Origin of the sequence: Desulfovibrio sp. SGI.230, from assembly GCF_050313065.1 — a bacterium.
Classification (GTDB): domain Bacteria; phylum Desulfobacterota; class Desulfovibrionia; order Desulfovibrionales; family Desulfovibrionaceae; genus Desulfovibrio.
Genome location: NZ_JBNPKS010000016.1, coordinates 1 through 22575, shown reverse-complemented (window position 1 = coordinate 22575; position 22575 = coordinate 1). Strand labels below are relative to the sequence as shown.

Sequence of the window (22575 nt, the reverse complement as noted above, 5' to 3'; positions counted from 1 at the left end):
AGTCAGGCGGCATCCTGCCGAGTGGATGCCGCCTGACGGTGTGCTGGCCGCGTGGGCATAGAACCCAGGCCTAAGGAGACTGTCCGTGCGACATGATGCGTACGGACAGAAGGGGGTCAGAATGTGTAGGTAAACAGGGCTGATACCCTGTAATTGTCCCTGAACTGCGCCTTTTCGGCACCGTTCCAGGTATCACTATCCAGATTCAGACGCACATAAGCGGCTTCGACGTTGATGGTGAAGTTCTCGTACAGCTTGTACTCACTGGTCAGATCCACTTCCCAAGCATTGTCCATCGTGGTCAGATAAGCATGAGGACCATCGGCCCGGGTGGGCCAACGCATGTGGGCACGCGCCGGCATCTGCGGACTGTTGGTCCCCCAGTAGCAGGCCACGGCCAGCCGGTGCCGCAAATCCTTCATGAACGACAGTTCCCGGATTTGGAACACCACGGCAGCCATCCCGCCGGGATTGCTCCCGAGCACCTTCCAGGTAGCTTCATCGATATGGGCACCGCCAAAGCCCAGCGTGCTCACCATCCAGGGCGTATTGTACTGGGGCAGGCGCTCGGCACCGTTGTACGGATTATCGTCATCCCCGGAGGCATACCAGCCAAGGATGCCGGGGATGCCCCAGTCGAACGTATAATCAAGGCGTGCCGCAGCGTACCAGCCCGCACGCCGGACCTCGAAGGTCCGCCCTGTTTCGCCAAAACCCGTGTAGTTGGAGACTTCTCCAAGGTCCACAGCGCCATACGTCCCTTCCATGGAAAGCTTCAGATCGTCGGTCAACAGAAACTCTGCTGTCATGCCCAGCCAGATGCCGCTGCCCCAGGCCCGGTCGAGGCCCGAAAGCCAGGCGGACTGGAACCCGACATAGGTTCCTCCGTCGCCCAGGACGGGCATCAGGCCACCGCGCGGCGCCACGATGGCAGGCTCTGTACTGACTGAAAGTCCACTCAGGCTGTACTGTCCGATCATGGCATACATGGCCCAGGGATTGATCTTGAAGCGCTCGCCACGCACCGGCAGACTAAGGGCGAACACATCCATGTTGTCGAGATGCCTCGTGTCCCTGTCGGGGCCGAAGGCTACATCGGAGTTGTCATTGTACGGACGCGCCCAGAACAGGGCCACTTCCGCTTCCAAATCCTGGCTGCCATACAGAGGCGCCCCCAGAGAGATACCTGCCATGTCATGGCACCATGTGGCACTGAAGCCTGATACGATCCCCGGCAGCATCAACGGCTGCAAGCCCATGCGTACCTTGATGTCCGTCTGGGGCAGATGCCAGTCCAGATAGGCATGACGCACTTCTACCACGCTGCCGTCAGCGCCCAAGGCCCCTCCTGTCGCATTCTGCCCCCATTCCGTACGTCCCAGCTCAAACTGCACGGAGCCGGAGAGATCTTCGGAGGCCACGGCGTCCAGCTGAATGCGAAAACGCTGCAACGCGCCAAACGTATCCGCCCCGTCCACACCGCGCGGCGTAACATTGGATTCTTCCAGCAATACCTGCCAGACCCCGGATATCTTGAAATCAATGGCCCGGACGGTCGCCGGAGCCAGCAATACCAAGCCCAGAAGGCACGGCAGCAGATACCGCATCCCCCGATGCGGCATGAATACCTTGTCCATAACTCCTCCACCAGTAAAACAGGGATCACTGCAGGGCCAGGATGGAAGGGCCCAGGAAGTAGCAGAAGGCGAAGACCAGCAGTGTCACGGCCGTCGTGTTCAACAGGCCGCTCCAAATGAAATCGCGGGAACGCGCGTAGCCTTCACTGCCGGTCATGACGATGGCGACTGCCACGGAAGAGAAGGGGAACATCGTCGTCAGGTTGCTGACGAAGCCTACGGAAAGGCAGGCCAGCAGGGGGTCGAAGCCATAGAGCTGGGCCAGCCCCACCGTAATGGGTATCATGAGAGGGATGATGGCAAGGCTGAGGATGATCTGGGAAAGGAAGCCCGTCAGGATGACCAGGGCACCCCATACACAGACATCAGGCACATCGCCAAGAAGCGTCTGGATGCCACGGGCCGCCCATTTATCCACACCGCCGTCCAAGAGGACCTGCCCAAAGGCAATGGCACCGATCTGGAGCACGATGATGCCCCAGCCGATATTGCGGACAGCCTGTTCCCAGTCCATGGCGAATACCAGCCTGCCGCTTTCCTCGTCCCGGCGTACGGGCACCAGGAAGGCAGCGGCTCCCATGAGCAGGGCCACCACAGGGGCTGTCAGCATCCTGCCCGTATCCTCCATGCCCAGGGCGGTGAACAGTTGCGGGCCAAAGCACCACAGAACCAGCGAGACCACCATGATCCAGATGGCCACATGTTCGTATACGCTCACAGGCCCCAGCGAAGCCATTTTCTTTTTCATGTAGTCTTCCGGGATGGTGACACCGTCCTTGCCCACAGGAAAAAGACAGGAAGTGATCAGGAAACAGCACAGCATGATGATGAGACACAGGGGCATACCCAGACTCGACCACTCCCAGAAGGAGATATCATGCCCCAGCGTCGTGGAGACGATGGCGATGACGATGATGTTGGGGGCGCCCCCCAGCGGCGTCCCCATGCCGCCCAGCATGGGAGCTATGCCGGAAAGCGTGCACAAAGAGCGCGTCAGGTTGTTTTCCGGGCTCAGTCCGCAAGATCGCACCACCGCCACCGAAATGGAGATGAACAGGATGACGAGCGGGATATTGGGCGCGATGGCGGACATTAGCCCTGCCCCCAGCGTGAACACCAGGATCATACGTACCGGATTGGAACGAATGAACGGGAGATTGAAACACCAGTAGGCGTATCGCTCGATCAGATTGCTCTCTTTCCAGACGCCGACGATGATGGTCGCGCCAAAAATGAGCATCATGGCCGGATGCCCGATGAAGGAAAAGACCTTGCCCGGCTCCATGACGCCCAAAAAGGCGAAAATGGGGACCGCCATGAGCGAGGTCACCGGCAAGGGCAGCACTTCCGTCATCCACCAGACCAGCAGCCAGGCACAGCCTGCAAGGCATACCATCCCGTGCTCCGTAAGCCCGGAAGGAGGCGGCATATCCTTGAGGATCAGGCATAGCAGCGGACCGGCCGCAAGAAAGGCCAGCTGCCGCCAAAGATTTGATTTGCGAGAAGAAGACATGAGAGCTCCTGTCATGAGGGCAGAAAAAAGGGCGGAGACCGTCCGGCCCCGCCCTGAGAGACGACGGCCTAGTCCATGATGGCCTGACGGATGGGACGCCAGGCCGTCCGTACCTGTCCGTCTTCATCCAGTCCCACTGTCAGGAACTGGTCTGCCAGCAACGGGTTCGTGAAGGGAAAATCCGCCCGGATGTGATTACCGCGCGATTCCTTGCGGGCCAGTGCGGCACACAGGAGCGCCTCGCCGCAGTCCATAAGATCAAGCACCTCGGCGGCGCGCATGAGTGTATGGGAGCAGGTGGCCCCCATCTGGACCAGGGCCTTTTGCCGCAGAAGGCGCAGATTGTTGAGGCCCGCTTCCAGCAAGCGCGCAGAGCGAACCTTGCGCGGGCCTGCCGGAGCGTAATCGCTCATGATCTGCTGCACGGCCATGTTGGCATCCTTCCAGTCTGCCCCCTCGGGACGTTCCATGAAAGACGAAAGCAGGGCCATACGGGCCGTGATGTTCTCACAGGTCTCCGCCGGGCGGAACTCCTGTCCGATCGCCTGGAGCGCGGCCGCATGGCCGCCTTCCCAGCCAAGATAGGCGGCCAGAGCTATGCCGCATCCACCGTTGCCGACCATGTCGCCGGCGGCGAACAGGCCAGGCACGCTGGTTTCGCCCTCATCGGAAACATCGAGACCGCGGCCGTGCAGGATAGGTTCGTAGCGCATGAACTCCACGGCATGTTTCTGGGGATCGATACCGTTGTCCGCCATATAGGTGAGCAAGGATGTCAGGCCCTCGCCCTTCATGGCCCAGCGCATGTACTCCATCTGTTTGTCGGAGGCATCGGAACAGTCCATGTAGGCCGGTCCGGTACCGGTGGCCATGACGTCCTCGAACACGGAATTCCAGATATCACTGGTCACGTCGCCGTATTCGGTATCCGAATGGTCGGTGAATGGGCCCACAGGCGTACCGTCCTGATAGCGGTACACGCCGATCCAGGTCGCCTTGCCGCAGCGCGCGAAATATTTCGGTCCGGCGTGGGTATACGGGAACTCCATGTTGACCATGCGCGCGCCCACACGCCATCCCAGCCCCTGCCCGCCGGCACAGTTGGGGCAATGGCCGGTATTGAACATATACGCGGGCGTGGGGGCCGTCAGGTACAGGCGATGCGTCAGGCCGGTGGCCAGCAGCACGGTCTTGGCCCGCACAGGCTGGAACTCGGGCTGTTCCTTGCTGATGTCCACAGCCAGGGCACCGGCGATGCGACCATCCATCCTGGCCAGTTCCACGACAGGATGATGATTGTAAAAACGCACGCCCAGCTTTTTGGCCTCACGCACGAGGACTCTCTTCTGGTCGGAGCCATCATATTTCAAAAAGGCCCGGGGCTTGCCGGGCAGGGCATGGCCCTTGCATTCCCAATCCCCGGTGGGGCGCATATTGACGCCCCACTCATCCCAGAGCTGCACCAACTCGAAACTTTTCTTGAGGAACTTGTACATCAGACTGGGATCCTTGCAGCTGCCGACAAGGCTCTGCATGGTCTCACGGAAGACCGGCCTGATATCCTCACCGTGATAGGCAGGGATGTAGCAGTTGAAATGGTCGTTGCCCGTGGCCCCGGAGCCGCTGCGGCGGGAATGCATCTTCTCCATGAGCACGACGTTCTTACAGCCGGATCTGGCCGCCGAGATGGCCGCCATCAGGCCACCGATGCCGCCACCCACCACCAGGACATCCGCTTCGATACAATTTTTGACAGGGATCATTAGCGGACCTCCTTCCGGCTATGGAAAATGGATGCGTCGGTGTACAGCAGAGAATAGGAAAGCGGCAGCCGCAGACTAATGGCACCGGAAGGGCAATCCAAGACACAGGACTCGCAGTGCCAGCATTCTTCCGGGTATTTGACCTGCGGCATCGCATCATTCCGGCGGTCAAAAACGAAGATGTCCGAATTGCATATTTCGGCACAGGTACCACACCCGGTACACTTTGCGGGGTCAAGAATCGGGGGCATGAAACACTCCTTGGTTCTGCCTTGAAGGCGATGTATCGTATGCCCTTCCTTTTCAATCTTTGTGCCAAAAATATTTTGTTTAAAAATCAATATATTATATAATTAACTATCTCGATAATATAGCGTTTCGCAATATCCATATTGTGAAACGCAAAGTTTTACACCACTGTCCACCAAGGGCATCCACCATCTCTTACGCCCCCAAGGAACGTTACCCCGGTGGGCATATCCTGCCAGAAACTCGTACTTGTGCAGCGTGGATGACGAGAGGGGGAGGGGCGTTTTTTGGTAAAAACTGCCCCTCCCCCTCTCGTGCTCTCCCCCACCCCGAAAAAACTTTTGCTCTGGCCGGTATGGACGGTCCCCGTCGCTGACCGGACGGCCGCTGACATCTTGCTGCTCCGGGCAAATGGGGCACGGGTCGTGTGATAGGCAGACCATTGGCCACCGGCATCCCCCAAAGCGCTCCCCGCAAAGGCTTGCGGATAGGGCCCCGCTACCGCTAGGAATCGAAGCCATCACAAAGTTGAAGATTTCCCGTGTCGCGCCGTGGCGCTCAACAGCCCAAGGCCCGCAACAAAAAGGCCGGGAGCAGGAAGTGCTCCTGTTCCCGGTCTTTCATCGCTTTCCCGTGCCGCAAACCTCTCCCGCACGAACAACGGCGGGGACCAGCAGCCAGCGGCAGGCCGACAATGTCCCCTGCCCCGTCATCCTTTCCAATAAAAGTTTTTGGAAAGGATGGGGGAGGTTGAGGGGGGAGCCTTTTTCCCAAAAGGTTTCCCTTCCCCCCTCACTCACATCTTGTCCGCGGGCCTAGAACTCATAACGTACCAGGGCCGTGCCGCTGACGCCCTGCCGCACGCCGGTGTGCCCCTGGACGCCGAAGTCCAGGCTCAGGCCGGAACCTTCCACGGGCGTGAGGGTCAGACCGGCTTCCAGCAGACCGCTGTCGCCCTTCAGGCTGGGCGCGGGGGCCTCAAGGCCGTAGGTGGTGGCGCGGGCCTTGCCGTTGAACTCGTGTTCCCAGGCCGCCCCAGCGTAGCCGGTCACCTGCCGGCAGAATTCATGGCCCAGCCGCGCTCCCAGACGCAGGCGTTGCGAATCCACGCCGTCGAACGACCAGGGGTCGTCCACGATATGGGTGGACTGGCCTTCGGTATGGGTCCAGAAGTATTTGCCGTAGACATCCAGAGTCAGACTTTCGGTCAGATCCCACACATAGCCCAGTCCGGCGTGCAGGCCGTAGTACGGCGTAGAAAGGTCATACTCGGCCTTACGACCATTGACGGCATCATGCAGGTCATCGCTCTGCCACTGGCTGTTGAGGCGGCCGTAACGGAAGGAACCTTCCAGATACAGGCCCTTGAGCAAGTCTTCCTTCAGGTCCAGACGGGCCAGCAGACCGCCGCCGTAGTAGCTGCTCCGGCCATCGCCGTCCACGGAAGGACCGCTGGAGAAACTGTTGTGCGTGTCCATACGGGCAAAGCCCGCTTCGAAGAAGACGCCCGCCAGGATGTCCATCATGGACGTCTCCACCCGCTTGGCAAAGCCGGTCATGAAGGCAACACCACTCAGATCGACATGCGAGCCGGTCTGATAGCGCGAACGCGTGCCGGTGACGGCGGCAAAGGGGGCGATGCCCCAGGCCGGGCCTTCTCCCCTGGCGACGGCGGCAGAGCGGGCCTGGTCGATGCCCTGCCCGGCCACGAGGTCGGCGCCGATGTTGCCCAGGGCCACGTTGGCCAGCACGCCTTCCAGCGGTGCCTTGGCCTGCGGCGCCAGACGGGCCCCCGTATCGCCGGACGGCCCGCCCTCCCGGCCGCGGGGCTGCACGCTATCGGTCACGGTGGCCATCAGCGAGGTATCCGTGGTCTTCAGATCGAAGTCATAGACCACGAAGACCCCCTGCTGTCCGCTAAGGCGCTGCTGGGTCATGCCTTCGGCCTTCAGGCCATGCTCATTGGCCAGCAGGGTGACGCTGTCCCCTTTGCGGAGCAGAGGCTTGCCCCCGGCCACGGCAACACCCACAGAACTGTTGCTGATGTCCGTGCCCTTGGCATCCGTGAGGGTCAGGACGGTCGTGCCGGCAGTGGTCTTTTCCGGCAGGATGAAGCGGTAATTGGCAAAGTTGCCCACGTTGACGGCCTTCAGGCCCGAAGTCCGGATCTCCAGAGTATTGCCGGTGCGCATGTCCCCGTGGCCGTTCCCCGTGGCGCCGCCGTACAGGCGGGTGCCGCCCAGGTCGGGAGCCCCTTCGAGGATGACGGTATTGCCGGTGGCACTGCCCGTGCCCGTCCAGACGAAACCGCCGCAGACCTCGTTGCCGGGCGTACCGCCGCTGATGAGGACCGTGTTGCCGTTGGCATCGCCCTGGTCCGTGTAACCGCCGTACAGGCCTTCATCGGCGCCGCTGATGCTGCCGCCGCCGAACAGTACGGTATTGCCGTTTACCGAACCGGCGCCGCTTTCCACGTAACCGCCCATGACGCTGCGCAGGTTCCCGCCCTCGATGATGACGGTATTGTTGTCGGCACTGCCCGTGTTGCTGTAACCGCCGTGGACGAAGCCCTCGTCACTCCCGGTACCGATGGTTCCGCCCGTGACCCGGACAGTATTATTGCGGGCCGCCGCGCTGCGGCTCTCGCCGCCCATGACATTCATGCGGACCGTGCCGCCGCTGACCGTCACCTCATTGCCGACGGCATCTCCCCGGGCACTGTAGCCACCGACCAGGAACTCTGCAGTGGCTGTCCCGCCGAAGCTGATTTTGCTGCCCTCCGCTGTCCGGGAGCTGTTGTCTGCGATAAAGCTGCCATAGGCACTGCCGGCTATGGTGCCGCCATCGATGAGCAGCTCGTTGGCAGAAGCGCCGCCGCGATCGGTGTGACCGGCATAGACGTGTTTGCCCACTTCGCCGCCGTGTATCTCTATCTTGTTGCCGGAAGCGAGGCCGGTCAGGGACTCCCCGCCGGTCAGGGACTCCCTGACGGTACCACTGCTCATGACGAGACTGTTCCCGCGGGCGTCGGCTCCGCCGCTCCAGCCTGCGGTCAATCTGGTCACGGCACTGGTACTGCCGGAGAATTCCACCCGGTTGTCCGAGGCCTCGCCGGTCCCGGTCCGGACGTAGCCGCCGTAGGCTTCTGTTCCCAGCTCGCCACCGGTGACGGTCAGGGTATTGCCCCGCGCGTTGCCTTCATGGCTGAAACCGGCACTGACGAAATGGTCAGCGCTCGTGCGGCTGATGCTGCCGCCGCTGATGGTGAGCCCGTTGCCCGTGCTGTCGCCTTTTACCGCATACCCGGCAGACACCTCGGTGTGGGAGCCCTCGATGTAACCGTTGCGGATCTCCAGCGTATTGTCACGCGCGTTACCGGCCTCACTGAAGCCTGCGTAGATGCGGCCACCGGCCCAGACACCGCCGATACGGCCATTTTCCACGCTCACCCTGTTGCCGGATGCCTGCCCGTTTTCCGTAAGGCCGCCGTAGATATTGGCGGCCCGGGATCTCTCGCCCCGCATCTCGACCTTGTTGTCCGTCACATCGCCCTTGCCGTCAGCATGGCCACCGTAAAACGACTTGGCGTCCAGATCCCCTGCCTGGTTGGAGATGACGACATGCCCCTTGTCCGCCGTGTACGGACCGGAAGCGCCATCCGTGGTGCCCGTGTAATGGCTGCCCTCAGGATATCCGGGGCGGCCGACCTTGCCGCCGCTGTCGGCCGGCGAAACGGCGGGAACCAGCAGGACAGCCCCCAACAGCAGCCCTGCCAGTGCGTTTCGCAACCGGCATTTGCCCAGGATCAGACGGTAGCGGCGCAGCAGCATGCTCAGTGCACCTTGGGTCTCTTTCATGTTTCCTCCTTTTTTGAGCCGCCCCACTGCTCCCTATCACCATGGTATTATAGAAAATGAATTTCGTTTTTGTTTAGATAAAATCATATATTTTTGTCAACTTTATTTTCTAATATTTCATAATATTACAAATAGTTGCGAGCGCAATAATCTTGATGGACAAGGATAAATAGGCAAAATCTACCGACAGGACATATCTTTTCTGCCTTCCAGACAGCAAAAAAACGCGAGGGAGAGGGGCCTTTCGGAGTAAAACCGCCCCTCCGCTCGCGTGCTCTCCCCAGCCCGAAAAAACTTTTGCTCTGACCGGTATGGACGGTCCCCGTCGCTGACCGGACGGAGACGATGACGTATCGCTGCCCCAGGCAAATGGAGCACAAGGCATGTGGTACGCAGCCAGCGTCCGTCCGGCATCAGGGGAATCCGTTTTTCATCAAAGACTTGCGGATAGGGGCCCCGGATATCGACAAAAAATCGCAAACGTCCACAAAAGCAGATGGCCTTTCATGTCGCACCGTGGCGCACAACAGCCTGAAGCCCGCAGCAAAAAAAGACCGGGAGCAGGAAATCCTCCTGTTCCCGGTCTTGCATCCGTCTCCCGTGCCGCAACCTCTCCCGCACGAACAACGGCGGGGACCGCCAGCCAGCGAAAAGCCATCAATGTCCCCTGCCCTGTCATCCTCCCCAATAAAAGTTTTTGGCAAGGATGGGGGGAGCTTGAGGGGGGAGCCTTTTTCCAAAAAGGTTTCCCTTCCCCCCTCATCCCAAAACTTCCACCAGCCCTACCAGATCTTCTCGAAACGCTTGGAGCAGCCCGCACAGGGCAGGTCGGGCCAGGGGCCTGCCAGAGCGGCGCGGAAATCCCTGAAACCCTTGGTGCGCCACAGCTCGGCCAGCTCCCCGGCGGGGCGGCCGTATTCGGCGCGGGCGAAGATACGCCGCTTGGGGTCTTCCTCGCTGGTAGGCAGGTTGACGTACACACAGGGCGAAAGATTGCCCTGCGTGTCCACATAGATGGTGCGGTCCACGTTTTCCCGGCAGCCGTTGCGCACGCGGCCCACGGCCTCGGGGTCAGGCAGGGCGTACCACAGCTCCCGGCCGCTCTGGCGCACCCGGGCCGCCACAGGCGCCAGCACGGCGGCCGCTGCGGCCACCTTGTCCGCCTCTTCGGGGCTGTAGGCCTCCACGGCCAGCTCCGGCGAAGCGATGTAATCCATGGTGCTGACCACCGCACAGTGCACGTCCAGCTCTTCCATGAGTTCGGGCAGACGCTTCACGGCTTCCAGCTGCGAAGGCAGGAGCAGATAGGCCAGATGCACTTCCAGATGGACGCCCTGCTTTTTGCGGCGCACCTCCTGCAGGCAGCGGATGGCCTCGCAGACCCGGCTGAAAGGGATGCCCTGGCGGCTGGCGTTGCTGGCCTCGTCGGTACCGGCCAGGGAAAAGGCCACCACGTCCATGCCGCTGTCCACGATGGCGGCGGCCAGGGACTCGTCCATGTGCTGGCCGCAGGTGGTGGTGGACACGGCACAGCCCGCCCGCCGGGCCACGCTGACGAAATCCATGAAGCGGGGATGCAGGAAGGGCTCGCCCCAGCCCTGCAGATGGACGCGGCCGCACTGGCGCATGAGCGGCCAGAGGGCGGCGAAGGTCTCGGCGCTCATGAGGCGCGACTGCCAAACGTCTTTTTTGGTGGTGTGCGGGCAGTAGGTGCAGCGGCAGGCGCAAACGGACGAGACCTCCACCTGCATGCAGAGCAATGGCGTGGGCCGCCCGGTGAAGGCCTCGCGCAGCCACTGGCGCAGTCCCGGCCCGGGCAGGGCCTTGGGGCTCAGGGGATCGGGCGTGCTCATGCGGCCTCCTCTCCGCCCAGCAGGCGGCGCAGGCGGGCAAACCAGCCGCCGCCCGAGGTGGTGGCGCGGGTGCTCCAGCCGGTCTCCAGACAAGGCAGCGCCGGACGGGCATGCCACTTGCGCTTGAAGAAACGGATGCCGGGATCGATGCCCAGCCCCAGACAGAAACGCATATGCCCGCGGGCCTCGGCCTCGCTGACCAGCCCGGCCAGCAGGGCGTCGGCGCAGCCGGGCACGGCCCCCTGCCGCCGGAAGGCGAACATATAGAAAGCCGTGGTCAGGGAGGCGTAATCGCCCACGGCGAAGGCCTGAAGGCTGTTGTCCTCCCGGTGGCGGGCGGCCCAGAGCTGCACGTCGGGATGGGAGCCCACATAGCTTTCCAGATGGCTGAAGATGTGCACCGTGCCGGGCTCGAAGGGCTTGCGGCGCAAAAAGTCCTGCACCAGCGCGGCGTGATCCGGCTGCCAGGCCTCGCGCACCACCTCCACCTCGCGCAGGGCGCGGCGCTCCATGTTGCGCAGCTTCTGCCACGGCAGGGAGCCGTCCTCGCGCAGCAGCGGCAGCTCAAGATCCCAGTAGGCATCCGGCGTGCCCGTGCCGGCATCCTGCGGGGCACGCGTGGGGCGCACCGGGGCCAGGACGGTGATCTGGCGCACCTCCGGCAGGGCAAGGGCCGCATCCACAGCGGCATCCACACGCAGCTGCACGCCCTCCGCCGTGGCGGCCTCGGCGCTCTGGCGCACGCTCACGGCCTCCAGACGGGCGGCGGCATCCGTGGCCTCCTTCACTCTGGCGGCGGCCGCTTCCAGATCCGGCCCTCCGGAAAAGGTCTCCAGCATGGCCGCGTCGTAGGCCACCAACACCAGATGCCCTTCCAGAAGATAGGCGGGAAAACCGGCGCAGGCCAGCGGCCGGGAACCGGCCACGGCCGTCACATAGTGCAGCAGCTGTTCCGGGACCACGGCCTCGGCCGTGAAATGCTGCAATCCCTGTGAAAACATGATGGTCTCCTTGTGGCGGAGCGCCCGGGCCACGCCTGTCCCCAACGGGATACGGACCGGCGGGACGCCCCCGGCTGTCAGCGATCCCCGTCAGCGGGGATGCGGTAAAGATCGTCCTCGCCGCGCAGGCGGGCGCGCATCCTGTGGATCCAGGTGGGCCGCACCTGCCGCACGGTGAAGCCGTCCTCGGTGAGCATGCGGCGCAGGCGCAACATGTGGGCCGCGCCCACGAAGACCGCGACCCCGCCCTTTTCGATGAAGGGCCGCATGCGCTCGCGGAAGCGCTAGTCACGGAAGTCGATGACCTGCTGCGTGCGCGTGGGAAATTCCGTGCTGGTGCCCATCATGGGTTCCAGCTCGCCACGCAAGTAGTGGTAGATATTGCGCTTCATGTAGGAGCGCCACTGGCCGCAGTGGCGGAAGAAATCCAGCACGCGCGGCACGGGCACCACTTCCAGCGAATGGAGCTGCTCTTCCATGGTCTCCATGCCCAGCACGGTCTTGCCCATGTCGCGGGCCAGATGCCAGGCCTCCAGATCCACGGAATCGCGCCAGCCCTGCCGCTCCAGAAAGGCCGTCCAGAGGGAGAAGAAGGCGTACCAGTGCCGGGTGGTGTGCAGGCGTTCCCGCACGTCCGGCGCGTCCTCCCACTCCATGTTCAGAAAACGCGCCACCGGCCCGCGCACGCCGCAGACCACGCGCTCCAGCCGCCGGATCTCGGCCTCGGTCATCAGGCCGTCCAGCGGCACGGCCCCGGGATCGGGGGATTTGCCGCAGGCCTCCACCTGCGCCAGGCTCTCGGCATCCAGCGGGCCTTCAAAGATGACGGTATCCACCTTGCAGAACAGGCGGCGGAACGAGTCGGCAAAGGAATAGCAGAAGAAATGCGCCGTGCCGCAGATCCAGGAGCGGCGGCCCTGCTTCTCCAGCTCCCAGAGCATGGCAAAGGGGCGCTGGTCGGGCAGCCTGTCCAGTATCTGGCGCTTGGAAAGACCCTCGTCGCTGCGCTCCACCAGGGCCTGCATGAGCTCGTCCAGCACCACTTTATGCACGTCCGCACGCGGTCGCTCCTGCCACTGGGCCATGACGTAGGAAAGCTGCGGCGCTCCGCCCCACTTGCGCTTGAAGCGGGTGATGCCCTCGTTGACGCCTAGGCCCAGCTGGACGAAATCACAGCCCGCCGCACGGGCCTTTTCCAGCATGACGGCAAAGAGCGCGTCCCCGGCGTGGGGCACGGGATGGCTGCGCGAGCGGGCGCCCACGATATAGCTGACGAAGGCGGGCGTGCTGTAATCCAGCACCAGACAGGCCACCAGCCGGTCGCCGTCCCAGGCGTTGAGCAGGCGCACATCGGCGCCTTCGGCGGCCAGCATCTGCGGCGTGCGGGCAAAGAGCTCGCGCACGTTGGCCCGCAGCACGGCCCGGCCCATGAACTCGGCCCACAGGCGGCGGTGCTGCGGACCGAACTCGCGCGTCTCGTCGATGCGCAGGCGTTCCCGGGCCTTGCGCACGGGCGAACGCAGACGCGGCGGCACGGGCGCATCGGCCGGAAGCGTGTAGAACTCGTCCCGCTCCAGCACGTTGTCCGCCAGACGTGGCGGCAGGTCGGGGCCCACGGCAAAGCAGGCCGTGGCCCCGGTCTCGCGCAGGGCCCCGGCCAAGGCGGCCTCGAAACGCTGGTGGCTGTACTCGCCGCCATCCCGCAAGGGGTAGGCGATGGCCATGAGCCAGTCTTCGGCGGCGTAAAAGACGAAGTTATCCACCGTCAGCACCCGGCCCCCGGAAACGGCCTGCATGAAGGGCGCGGAATGCTCGGGGACCACGGCACGGGCAAGGATGTCGGTGACGGGATTCATGACGCGGCCTCACTGCTGGAGTGCGGAAAGGATGCTCTTCGCATCTTTTCGCAGGATAGCCGCTTTGACGGCGGGCCGCAATGCGGAGTCCTCTCCGACCGGTGGAGCTTTCCGGTCACAATCCATCGTACGGAGCAAGTCCGGTCTTTCAGAAAAAAACATTTACTGGTATTCTGTGGTCTATCTACTCATTTTTTTGCGAGGCCGCCATGCAGAATATCTACAATGCTCCCCTGAGCGAGGAAGAGACGAAACTGCGCTATATCACTCCTGCTCTTGAAAATGCGGGCTGGGACAAGAAACGGATCCGCATGGAACTGTATTTTACAGATGGCCGCGTCCAGGTGCATGGTGGAAAAGCCAAGCGGGCCACGGGTAAAAAAGCGGACTACCTGCTGTTCTGGAGCAGCAATCAGCCGCTGGCCATAGTGGAGGCCAAAAAATACAATACCATGACAGGGGACGGCATGGATCAGGCTCTGGACTATGCCCAGACCCTGGACGTGCCTTTTGCCTATACGTCCAACGGCAAAAATTTTCTTGAGCATGACCTGCTGACAGGAAAAGAACGCACCCTGAGCATGGAGGAATTCCCCTCACCGGAAGATCTCTGGCAGCGATTCCGTCAGGCACGCGCCTATACGCCGGAAGAAGAAGAGCTCATCCAACAGCCGTACTACTTTGCGGACAACGTCAACACGCCCCGCTACTACCAGCGCATCGCCATCAACCGCACGGTGGAGGCCGTGGCGCGCGGGCAGCAGCGCATCCTGCTGGTCATGGCCACCGGGACGGGCAAGACCTATACGGCCTTCCAGATCATCCACCGTCTGTGGAAGTCCGGCCGCAAAAAGCGCATCCTCTTCCTTGCCGACCGCAACGTCCTTGTGGACCAGACCATGAGCCAGGACTTTGCCCCCTTCGGCGACAAGATGCACAAGGTCGAGCACAAAAAGCTGGACAGCTCGTACGAAATATACCTGTCGCTGTACCAGCAGCTGGCCGGGGACGAGAACGAAGAGCCCTTCCGCGCCTTCGCCCCCACCTTTTTTGACCTGATCATCGTGGATGAATGCCACCGGGGCAGTGCGCGTGAAAATTCCCGCTGGCGCAAGATCCTGGACTATTTCCATACCGCCACGCACATCGGCATGACCGCCACGCCCAAGGAAACGGAAGACATCTCCAATAGCGACTACTTCGGCGAGCCCATCTATACCTACAGTCTCAAACAGGGCATTGATGACGGTTTTCTGGCCCCGTACACGGTCGTCCGCGTGGAGCTGGACAAGGACCTTGCAGGCTGGCGGCCCGAAGCCGGCAAGCTGGACGTTTACGGCAACGAAGTGGAGGACCGCGAGTACACGGTCACGGACTTCGACCGTAACCTCATCATCGACGAGCGCACGACCACCGTGGCCCATCACATCAGCCAGTACCTGAAAAAACGCGATCCTTTTGCCAAGACCATCGTTTTTTGCGCCAGCATAGACCACGCCGAACGTATGCGCCAGGCTCTGGTCAACGAGAACAGCGAGTTCGTCAAACAGGATCCCCGCTACGTGATGCGCATCACCGGCGACAACGCGGTGGGCAAAAAGCAGCTGGACAACTTTACCAGCGTAAAGAGCAAGTATCCCGTCATTGTCACCACGTCGCGCCTTATGACCACCGGGGTGGACTGCAAGACCTGCCGCCTGATCGTGCTGGACAACGTCATCAACTCCATCAGCGAGTTCAAGCAGATCATCGGCCGGGGCACGCGCCTGCGCCCGGACTGTGACAAATGGTACTTCACCATCATGGACTTCCGTAATGTCTGCCGCCTGTTCTCCGATCCCGACTTCGACGGCGACCCCATCCCCGTGGATGATGACGGCAGCCAGCCCGGCGGCAAGACAACGCCGGACACCGGATCCACGGACGGCAAGGGCAAGGGAGACGATCAGAAGAAGGTGATCCCCCGCGTCAACGGTGTGGAGGTGCGCGTCCTCAACGAGCGCGTGCAGTACTATGACAAGGACGGCAAGCTCATCACCGGGAGCATCACGGACTATTCCCGCCGTAACATCCTGCAACGCTACGCCACGCTGGATGCCTTTCTGCATGCCTGGGACGCGGAAGAGCGCAAGGCCACCATCGTGGAAGAGCTGGAGAACCAGGGCGTGCTGCTCTCCGAGCTTCGCGAGGCGGCCGGAGATCCCGCTATTGACGACTTTGACCTCATCTGTCATGTGGCCTTCGACAAGCCGCCCCTGACCCGTGCGGAGCGTGTCCGCAACGTACGCAAAGGTGGTTATCTGCACAAATACTCCGACCAGGCCCGCGCCGTCATCGAGGCCCTGCTGGACAAGTACAAGGATTCCGGCATCACCCAGCTGGAAGACCTTCGCGTCCTGCAGGTGGAGCCTTTCAGCACCATGGACAGCCCCATAAACCTGGCCCGGCGTTTCGGCGGCCGTGACCAGTTCCTTCAGGCCCTGCACGAGCTGCGCAGTCGGCTCTACACCGTGGCCTGAGGCAGCCCTGCGTCGTTCCGGCCGCTGCCCCGGCCCCCTAACCGTTCCCCGTTTCCAAGGAGCCCTGCATGTCCCTTTCCACCTTCGTCAAAAATCTGCAAAACATCATGCGACACGATGAAGGCATCAATGGTGATGCCCAGCGCATCGAGCAGATCGTCTGGCTGCTCTTTCTCAAGATCTATGACGCCAAAGAGCAGGAATGGGAGTTCATGGACAGCGCCTACCGCTCCATCATCCCCGAAAAACTGCGCTGGCGCAGCTGGGCCGTGGATAAAAAGGACGGCAAGTCCCTGACCGGCGACGCCCTGCTGAACTTCGTCAACAACGAGCTTTTTCCCGGCCTGCGCGACCTGCCCCTGGACGAGACCAGCAGCCGCCGCCAGCGCATCGTGCGCGCCGCCTTTGAAGATAACAACAACTTCATGAAAGTTGGCGTGCTGCTGCGCCAGGTCATCAACGTCATCGACGCCATTGACGTAAGCTCCCTCAACAGCCGTCACGCCTTTGGCGAGATTTACGAGACCATCCTCAAAAGCCTGCAAAGCGCGGGCAACGCGGGCGAATTCTATACCCCCCGCGCCGTCACGGACTTCATGGCCGCCATGCTGGCCCCCAAACTGGGCGAACGCATCGCGGACTTTGCCTGCGGCACTGGGGGCTTCCTGACTTCGGCCCTTAGCCAGCTGGCCCCCCAGATCAAAACCGTGGAAGACCGCCGCCAGTACAACTGTGCCCTCTACGGTTGCGAGAAAAAAGCCCTGCCCTTCCTGCTTTGCGTTACCAACATGCTGCTGCATGACCTGGACGATCCCGTTATCATGCACGGCAATTCCCTGTCCCGCCCCGTACAGGACTATCAGGAAGGCGACCTTTTTGACGTCATCCTCATGAATCCCCCCTACGGCGGCAGCGAGCTGGAAAGCATCAAGGCCAACTTTCCCCTGGAATTGCGCAGCAGCGAGACCGCTGATCTGTTCATGGCCCTCATCATGCACCGTCTCAAAGACAAGGGCCGCGCCGCCGTCATCCTGCCGGACGGTTTCCTGTTCGTCACGGACGGCGCCAAGCTGGCCCTTAAGCACAAGCTGCTGACGGAATACAATCTGCATACCGTCATCCGCTTGCCCAAGAGCGTCTTTGCGCCCTACACTCCAATTGCCACCAATATCCTGTTCTTCGACAAGACCGGTCCCACCAAGGAGACCTGGTTTTACCGTATTGACCTGCCCGAAGGTTACAAGGCCTTTTCCAAGACCAAGCCCATGCGCCTGGAGCACTTTGCGCCCGTCACAGCCTGGTGGAACGCCCGCAAACCCCTTGAGGAAGACGGCGTGCCCCGCGCCGCCGTCTACGCGGTACAAGACATCCTGGCCAATGACGCTAACCTCGATCTGTGCGGCTTTCCCCACGAGGAAGAGGAGATTCTGCCCCCCGCCGAGCTCATCGCCCGTTACCAGAGCGAACGCCGACGTCTCAACGCCCTGGTGGACGACAAACTGGCCCGCATCCTGGCCGCGCTGGAGCAGCAGGAGAGCTAGAGAGCAGCGAGGGAAAAAGGGGCCCTTTTCCCAGCGGAAAAAGGTCTCCCTCCCCCCTCGCGCTCCCCCATCCCCCCAAAAACCGCTCATCACCTGCCGCTCTCTTCAAAGGAAAGCCCATGAACGCCAAGCAACTGAAAAACGCCCTCCTCCAGCACGCCATCCAGGGCCGACTTGTGCCCCAGGATCCCGGCGACGAGCCCGCCGACGTTCTGCTGCAACGCATCCGCGCCGAAAAAGAACAATTGATCAAGGAAGGCAAGATCAAAAAGCAAAAGCCCCTCCCCCCCATCACCGAGGAGGAAAAACCTTTTGCCATCCCCGACAGCTGGCAGTGGGTAAGGTTGGGGAATCTTTCAACTTACTTGCAGCGAGGTAAATCTCCCAAATACAGTTCATCTTCATCCTTATCTGTAATATCACAAAAATGTGTCCGATGGGGAAGACTTGATATTTCACTTGCAAAATACGTTAATGAAGAGACAATTTCAAAATATTCAGAAGATAGATTTCTGAAAAAAGAAGATATATTATTAAACTCAACCGGAACAGGAACCCTTGGAAGAATGTGCATCTTCAATAACGAATTATATAAATGCGTTGCTGACAGTCATGTAACAGTAATTAGACTTATAAATAAATATATTTCAAATAAATATGTTACATATTTATTTGAAAATAAAACAATACAAGATATTATTATATCAAATTCATCAGGATCTACAAATCAAAAAGAATTAAATTTAGAAATAATAAAAAATTTTCTTATCCCCCTCCCGCCCCTAGCGGAACAGCAACGCATCGTGGCCCGGCTGGAGGAGCTACTCCCGGATGTGGAGGCCTACGGTACGGCGCAGGAACGATTGACCGCGCTGGAGAGCTCGTTTCCGCAGCAGTTGCGCAAATCCCTGTTGCAGGAGGCTATCCAAGGCCGCCTTGTGCCCCAGAATCCCGCCGACGAAACCGCCGACGTCCTGCTGCAACGCATCCGCGCCGAAAAAGAGCAATTGATCAAGGAAGGCAAGATTAAAAAACAAAAGCCTCTCCCCCCCATCACCGAGGAGGAAAAGCCCTTTGCCATCCCCGACAGCTGGCAGTGGGTGAGGTTGGGGGAGATTGTAACTATTAATCCGCGAAACAGTCTTTCTGATGATTTAGAAGTATCCTTCATTCCTATGAATCTTATCAAAGACGGATATGGAAATTCTCATACTTCTGAAATACGTATTTGGAAAACTGTAAAAAGCTGTTTTACCCACTTTGCTGAAAACGATATTGCCATTGCCAAAATAACTCCGTGCTTTCAAAATAGAAAATCTGCAATACTGAGTAATCTCAAAAATGGATTTGGAGCCGGAACAACAGAACTTCATATCGTAAAAATATTTACAAAATTACTAATTCATAAATATTTTCTCTATATTTTTAAAACAGAAATGTTCATCTCTCAAGGGATGAAGTCTTTTACAGGTACGGCTGGTCAGCAGCGTATTGGAAAAGATTTTATCTCTCTTTTTCCCATCCCCCTCCCGCCCCTGGCGGAACAGCAACGCATCGTGGCCCGGCTGGAGGAGCTGCTGCCCTTGTGTGACGGGCTCTTGTCTGCCGGGGGGCAGGCCTGATGGGCCGCCCCGCCGCCTCACGGCCCCGAAGGGATACGGATGTCCGCTTTGTCCTGCGGTATCTTGCAGTCTGTGCCCGCCGCCTGTGGCACAGGCTGCGCTTATCCCATCTGCTCCAGCATCCCATGCGCCTTTTTGTCCTGCTGATGGTGCTCATTACAGGGATGTTCCTGCCCTGCATAGTCATGGATGACAACGGCGCGACCTATACCGGCTTCGGCAGTCTGTTCACGGCCTATGCCTTTGCGGGCGTCATCGTGACCGTGCTCTTGCAGCGTGCGGAATTGCAGGAGCAGCGCAAGGAACTGCGCGCCCAGCGCATCGAACTGGAAGGCCAGAAGCGTGAACTGGAGATCCAGAACCGCACCGCCCAGCTCCAGCGATTTGAAAACAGTTTCTTTCATCTTTTAGCAAATTTTAAAGCGACTACGAATGCAAGTAATAGCAGATCATTTTACCATCTTATACTTGGTTCTAGAATTCCAGGGAATAAAGATTGCAAGATTTTTATAAACAATATATTTCCACATGCAAAAACAGAAGCAAAAAAATTTCTACTTGAATATTATGAAATAATACATTTTATTTATACACATGATGTATTTAAACAAAATAAAATAGATATATTCAAATATATATCAATTTTAAATACCCTACTAACAAACAGTGAATATGCTCTCATTTTTTACGATGCCATTCGAGATGATAAAAAAATCAAAATCATCAATGAATTGCATCTTTTTTCCCGCTACTCCCTGCTGAATGAAAGCCACCCTCCCTGCAAACCGGAACACATCCTGTTCTTTTCCCCGCAGGCCTTTGGCGAAGATTACAAGGAATATATCGAGCGGCACGGACTGCAAGGCAAAACGCTGGAAGACTTTCTCCAGTAGTGAGCAGCCGGGGCGGCAGCCCTGCCTTGCCCGCGCAGGCGCGCCTACCCCAGCGCCCGCACCAGGCAGACCACACCAGCCACGGCGATGACGCAGAGCAGCACCTTGCGGAAGGTCTCCTGCGGGATGCGCTTGGCCACGGGGAAGGCCAGCAGCGTGCCCAGGATGACACCGGGCGCCCCGTACAGGGCATAGCCCAGGACTTCCGGGGTATAGAAACCGGCCGTGGCCTGCAGGATCACGGTGAGGGAACCGCGGATCACGAAAAAGACGCCCAGCGTGCCCAGGAAGACGCGCGGCTCCCAGCCCATGCACAGGCCATAGGCGCCGATGGGCGGGCCGTCGAAGGAGATGGCCGTGCCCAGCAGCCCGGCCCCGAAGCCCGCCGCGGCACCCAGCATCTGCGGGTGGGACACAGGCCCCTGTGCGGCGCGGTAGGTCATCTGCCAGTACACATAGTAAAGCAGCAGCAGGCCCACGGCCCCCTGCAGGACGGCGCCGGAACAGATCTGCAGGATATAGAGCCCGGCGAAGGACCCGGGCACGGACCCCGCCAGCATGGGCCAGAGGGAAGAAAGCCGGCAATGGCGAAAATGCATGCCGGCCAGACAGCCGTCCATGACCACGTTGATGATGCACGTCAACGCGATGAGCTGATGGACGGGGATGACCAGCGCCAGCAGGGGAAAGGCCACCATGGCCCCGCCGATGCCGCTCACGCCGGAGACGAAACCGCCCAGGATCCAGGCGAAGAAAACAAAAAGGTCCGTAGCTTCGGGCATAACCTTCCCTCCTGTGGACGCTGCCCCGCCGCCGGTCTTCCCGGGGCCGCGGCGTCCCGCATGATCTGGATTGCTGCTCCTGCATAGGGGCCCCATGCCGTTTTGGCAAGGGGGCCGGGAGCCCGATAAAAAAAGCCGCCCCGGGGGGCAGGGCGGCTTCCATGAAAGGCGATCCGGCGAACGGACAGCCAGTGTCCGGCTCCCCTTGCGGGGAGCCGCCGGAGGTTACTTCTTGAAGAAGACCGCGATGTCCTTGCGGCCCAGCACGTTCTCACGGACCTTTTCTTCAGGCAGGGAGATCCAGTGCTTCTTGTTGGAGAAGTAGAAGATGAAGCCCAGCACGACCCACACGGCCAGGCAGATGAAGGGGGCGGTACCGATGCGGGCGGGGGAACCGGGCACCAGCAGGAGCAGGATGCACATGACGGCGGTGATGGTACCCACGGCGCAGCAGAACAGCTTGAGGCCCTTCTTGTCCACGCCTTCGCTGCCCATGATCACGCGGCGGGCGGCCAGGCAGGTGAACAGGTAGCCGATACCGGTACCCACGGAGCTCATGTCCACGGTCCAGGCCACGGCGGAGCGGCCGGCGAAGGGGGTCAGCAGCACGACGATGATGGTGAACAGGATGGCCTTGTAGGGGGTGCGGTACTTGGGATGGATCTCACCGAACCAGGCGGGCAGGATGCCGCTGCGGGACATGCTGAGCAGCAGGCGGCTGGTGGCGATGAAGAAACCGTTGGTACCGGTGCACACGGCGCCGAACACGGCCACGGCCAGCACGATGGAGCCGAACTTGCCGAAGGCCATGGTGGCCACTTCACCGGTACCCCAGGCGGCGCCGCCGGTGGCGCGCTGGGCGTCGAGCTTGGCCAGCAGTTCAGGATACGGCACGGCCATGCCCACGGAGAGCATCACCATGGCGTACAGGAGCACGCCGCAGAAGATGGCGACGACCATGATGTTGCGGGCACGGGAAGGATCGAAGGCGAATTCTTCAGCAGCCTGGAGCACGGTATCGAAGCCCGCGAACAGGAAGGGAGAGATGGCGAAGACCAGCAGCACGCAGGCCAGCATGCTGCGCTTGTCGGAGAAGGCGGGGCTCAGGTTGGCCACGCTGGCGGTATCCAGGGTCAGCACGCCGCCGAACAGGGCCAGGGTGCCGAAGGTCAGCATGAAGGTCAGGATCAGCTGCAGGGCGCCGGCAAAGCCGATACCGCGATAGTTGATGTAACCGAAGAAGAGGGTACCGGCCGTCATCAATATGACTTCACCGGAATACACGGTCCATCCGGCGATGGAATAGAGCTCTCCGAACTCAAACACACCGGGGAAGAGGAAGCGGAAAATGACCGAAAGGGCTGCGATGTCGATAGCAACAATGGCAAGATAGCCGATCACCAGCGCCCAGCCGCAAATAAAAGCGGCGCGGGGGCCAAAACCGATATACGCATAAGCAAAAGCACCGCCAGCAACAGGGGCATATTTG

At 60.5% G+C, this 22575-nt stretch carries 15 protein-coding genes; 4 read left to right on the top strand and 11 right to left on the bottom strand.

Annotated elements, in window-relative coordinates; translation table 11 throughout:
* Positions 1 to 116: 116 nt before the first annotated feature.
* The 9 genes from ACQRAG_RS10665 to ACQRAG_RS10625 all read right to left on the bottom strand — a co-directional run bounded on the left by ACQRAG_RS10665 (position 117) and on the right by ACQRAG_RS10625 (position 13729).
* Complete coding sequence (locus tag ACQRAG_RS10665) at positions 117 to 1637, bottom strand: outer membrane homotrimeric porin (protein WP_427804135.1); 1521 nt, start codon at positions 1635 to 1637, stop codon at positions 117 to 119.
* Between the two features lie 25 nt (positions 1638 to 1662).
* A complete protein-coding gene (locus ACQRAG_RS10660; RefSeq protein WP_427804134.1) occupies positions 1663 to 3150 on the bottom strand; it encodes an SLC13 family permease in 1488 nt (495 codons plus the stop codon).
* A 68-nt stretch (positions 3151 to 3218) separates the two neighbouring features.
* The gene (locus tag ACQRAG_RS10655) at positions 3219 to 4913 is read right to left on the bottom strand and encodes an FAD-binding protein (protein ID WP_427804133.1); all 1695 of its coding nucleotides are present in this window, start codon (positions 4911 to 4913) and stop codon (positions 3219 to 3221) included.
* Positions 4913 to 5164 (bottom strand): 4Fe-4S dicluster domain-containing protein, encoded by a 252-nt coding sequence (locus tag ACQRAG_RS10650; RefSeq protein ID WP_427804132.1) that lies wholly within the window; start codon positions 5162 to 5164, stop codon positions 4913 to 4915. Before ACQRAG_RS10650 ends, ACQRAG_RS10655 begins: the two co-directional genes overlap by 1 nt.
* Positions 5165 to 5977: 813 nt before the next feature.
* On the bottom strand, positions 5978 to 9019 hold the full coding sequence (locus tag ACQRAG_RS10645; protein WP_427804171.1) for a hypothetical protein: 3042 nt from the start codon (positions 9017 to 9019) through the stop codon (positions 5978 to 5980).
* 782 nt (positions 9020 to 9801) lie between these two features.
* Entirely contained in the window at positions 9802 to 10872 is a 1071-nt protein-coding gene (locus ACQRAG_RS10640) for a radical SAM/SPASM domain-containing protein (RefSeq protein ID WP_427804172.1), read from the bottom strand.
* Positions 10869 to 11873: a hypothetical protein gene (locus tag ACQRAG_RS10635; protein ID WP_303739745.1), complete on the bottom strand. Its 1005-nt coding sequence runs from the start codon at positions 11871 to 11873 to the stop codon at positions 10869 to 10871. Before ACQRAG_RS10635 ends, ACQRAG_RS10640 begins: the two co-directional genes overlap by 4 nt.
* Positions 11874 to 11950: 77 nt before the next feature.
* Positions 11951 to 12142, bottom strand: a complete 192-nt coding sequence (locus ACQRAG_RS10630; RefSeq protein ID WP_427804173.1) for a hypothetical protein — start codon at positions 12140 to 12142, stop codon at positions 11951 to 11953.
* A 15-nt stretch (positions 12143 to 12157) separates the two neighbouring features.
* Complete coding sequence (locus tag ACQRAG_RS10625) at positions 12158 to 13729, bottom strand: GNAT family N-acetyltransferase (RefSeq protein ID WP_427804174.1); 1572 nt, start codon at positions 13727 to 13729, stop codon at positions 12158 to 12160.
* A 218-nt stretch (positions 13730 to 13947) separates the two neighbouring features.
* Here ACQRAG_RS10625 and hsdR point away from each other — a divergent pair, with 218 nt between their 5' ends.
* From hsdR to ACQRAG_RS10605, 4 genes are all read left to right on the top strand, one after another.
* Positions 13948 to 16248 (top strand): EcoAI/FtnUII family type I restriction enzme subunit R, encoded by a 2301-nt coding sequence (gene hsdR, locus ACQRAG_RS10620; protein WP_427804185.1) that lies wholly within the window; start codon positions 13948 to 13950, stop codon positions 16246 to 16248.
* Positions 16249 to 16316: 68 nt separating this feature from the next.
* Positions 16317 to 17789, top strand: a complete 1473-nt coding sequence (locus tag ACQRAG_RS10615; RefSeq protein WP_427804175.1) for an N-6 DNA methylase — start codon at positions 16317 to 16319, stop codon at positions 17787 to 17789.
* A gap of 119 nt (positions 17790 to 17908) precedes the next feature.
* Complete coding sequence (locus tag ACQRAG_RS10610; RefSeq protein ID WP_427805321.1) at positions 17909 to 19411, top strand: restriction endonuclease subunit S; 1503 nt, start codon at positions 17909 to 17911, stop codon at positions 19409 to 19411.
* The gene (locus tag ACQRAG_RS10605; protein WP_427804177.1) at positions 19411 to 20304 is read left to right on the top strand and encodes a hypothetical protein; all 894 of its coding nucleotides are present in this window, start codon (positions 19411 to 19413) and stop codon (positions 20302 to 20304) included. Before ACQRAG_RS10610 ends, ACQRAG_RS10605 begins: the two co-directional genes overlap by 1 nt.
* 44 nt (positions 20305 to 20348) lie before the next feature.
* Here ACQRAG_RS10605 and ACQRAG_RS10600 read toward each other — a convergent pair whose 3' ends face one another.
* Complete coding sequence (locus ACQRAG_RS10600; protein ID WP_427804178.1) at positions 20349 to 21086, bottom strand: sulfite exporter TauE/SafE family protein; 738 nt, start codon at positions 21084 to 21086, stop codon at positions 20349 to 20351.
* Between the two features lie 225 nt (positions 21087 to 21311).
* The coding region (locus ACQRAG_RS10595; protein WP_427805320.1) for an APC family permease at positions 21312 to 22575 on the bottom strand (1264 nt) is incomplete at its 5' end.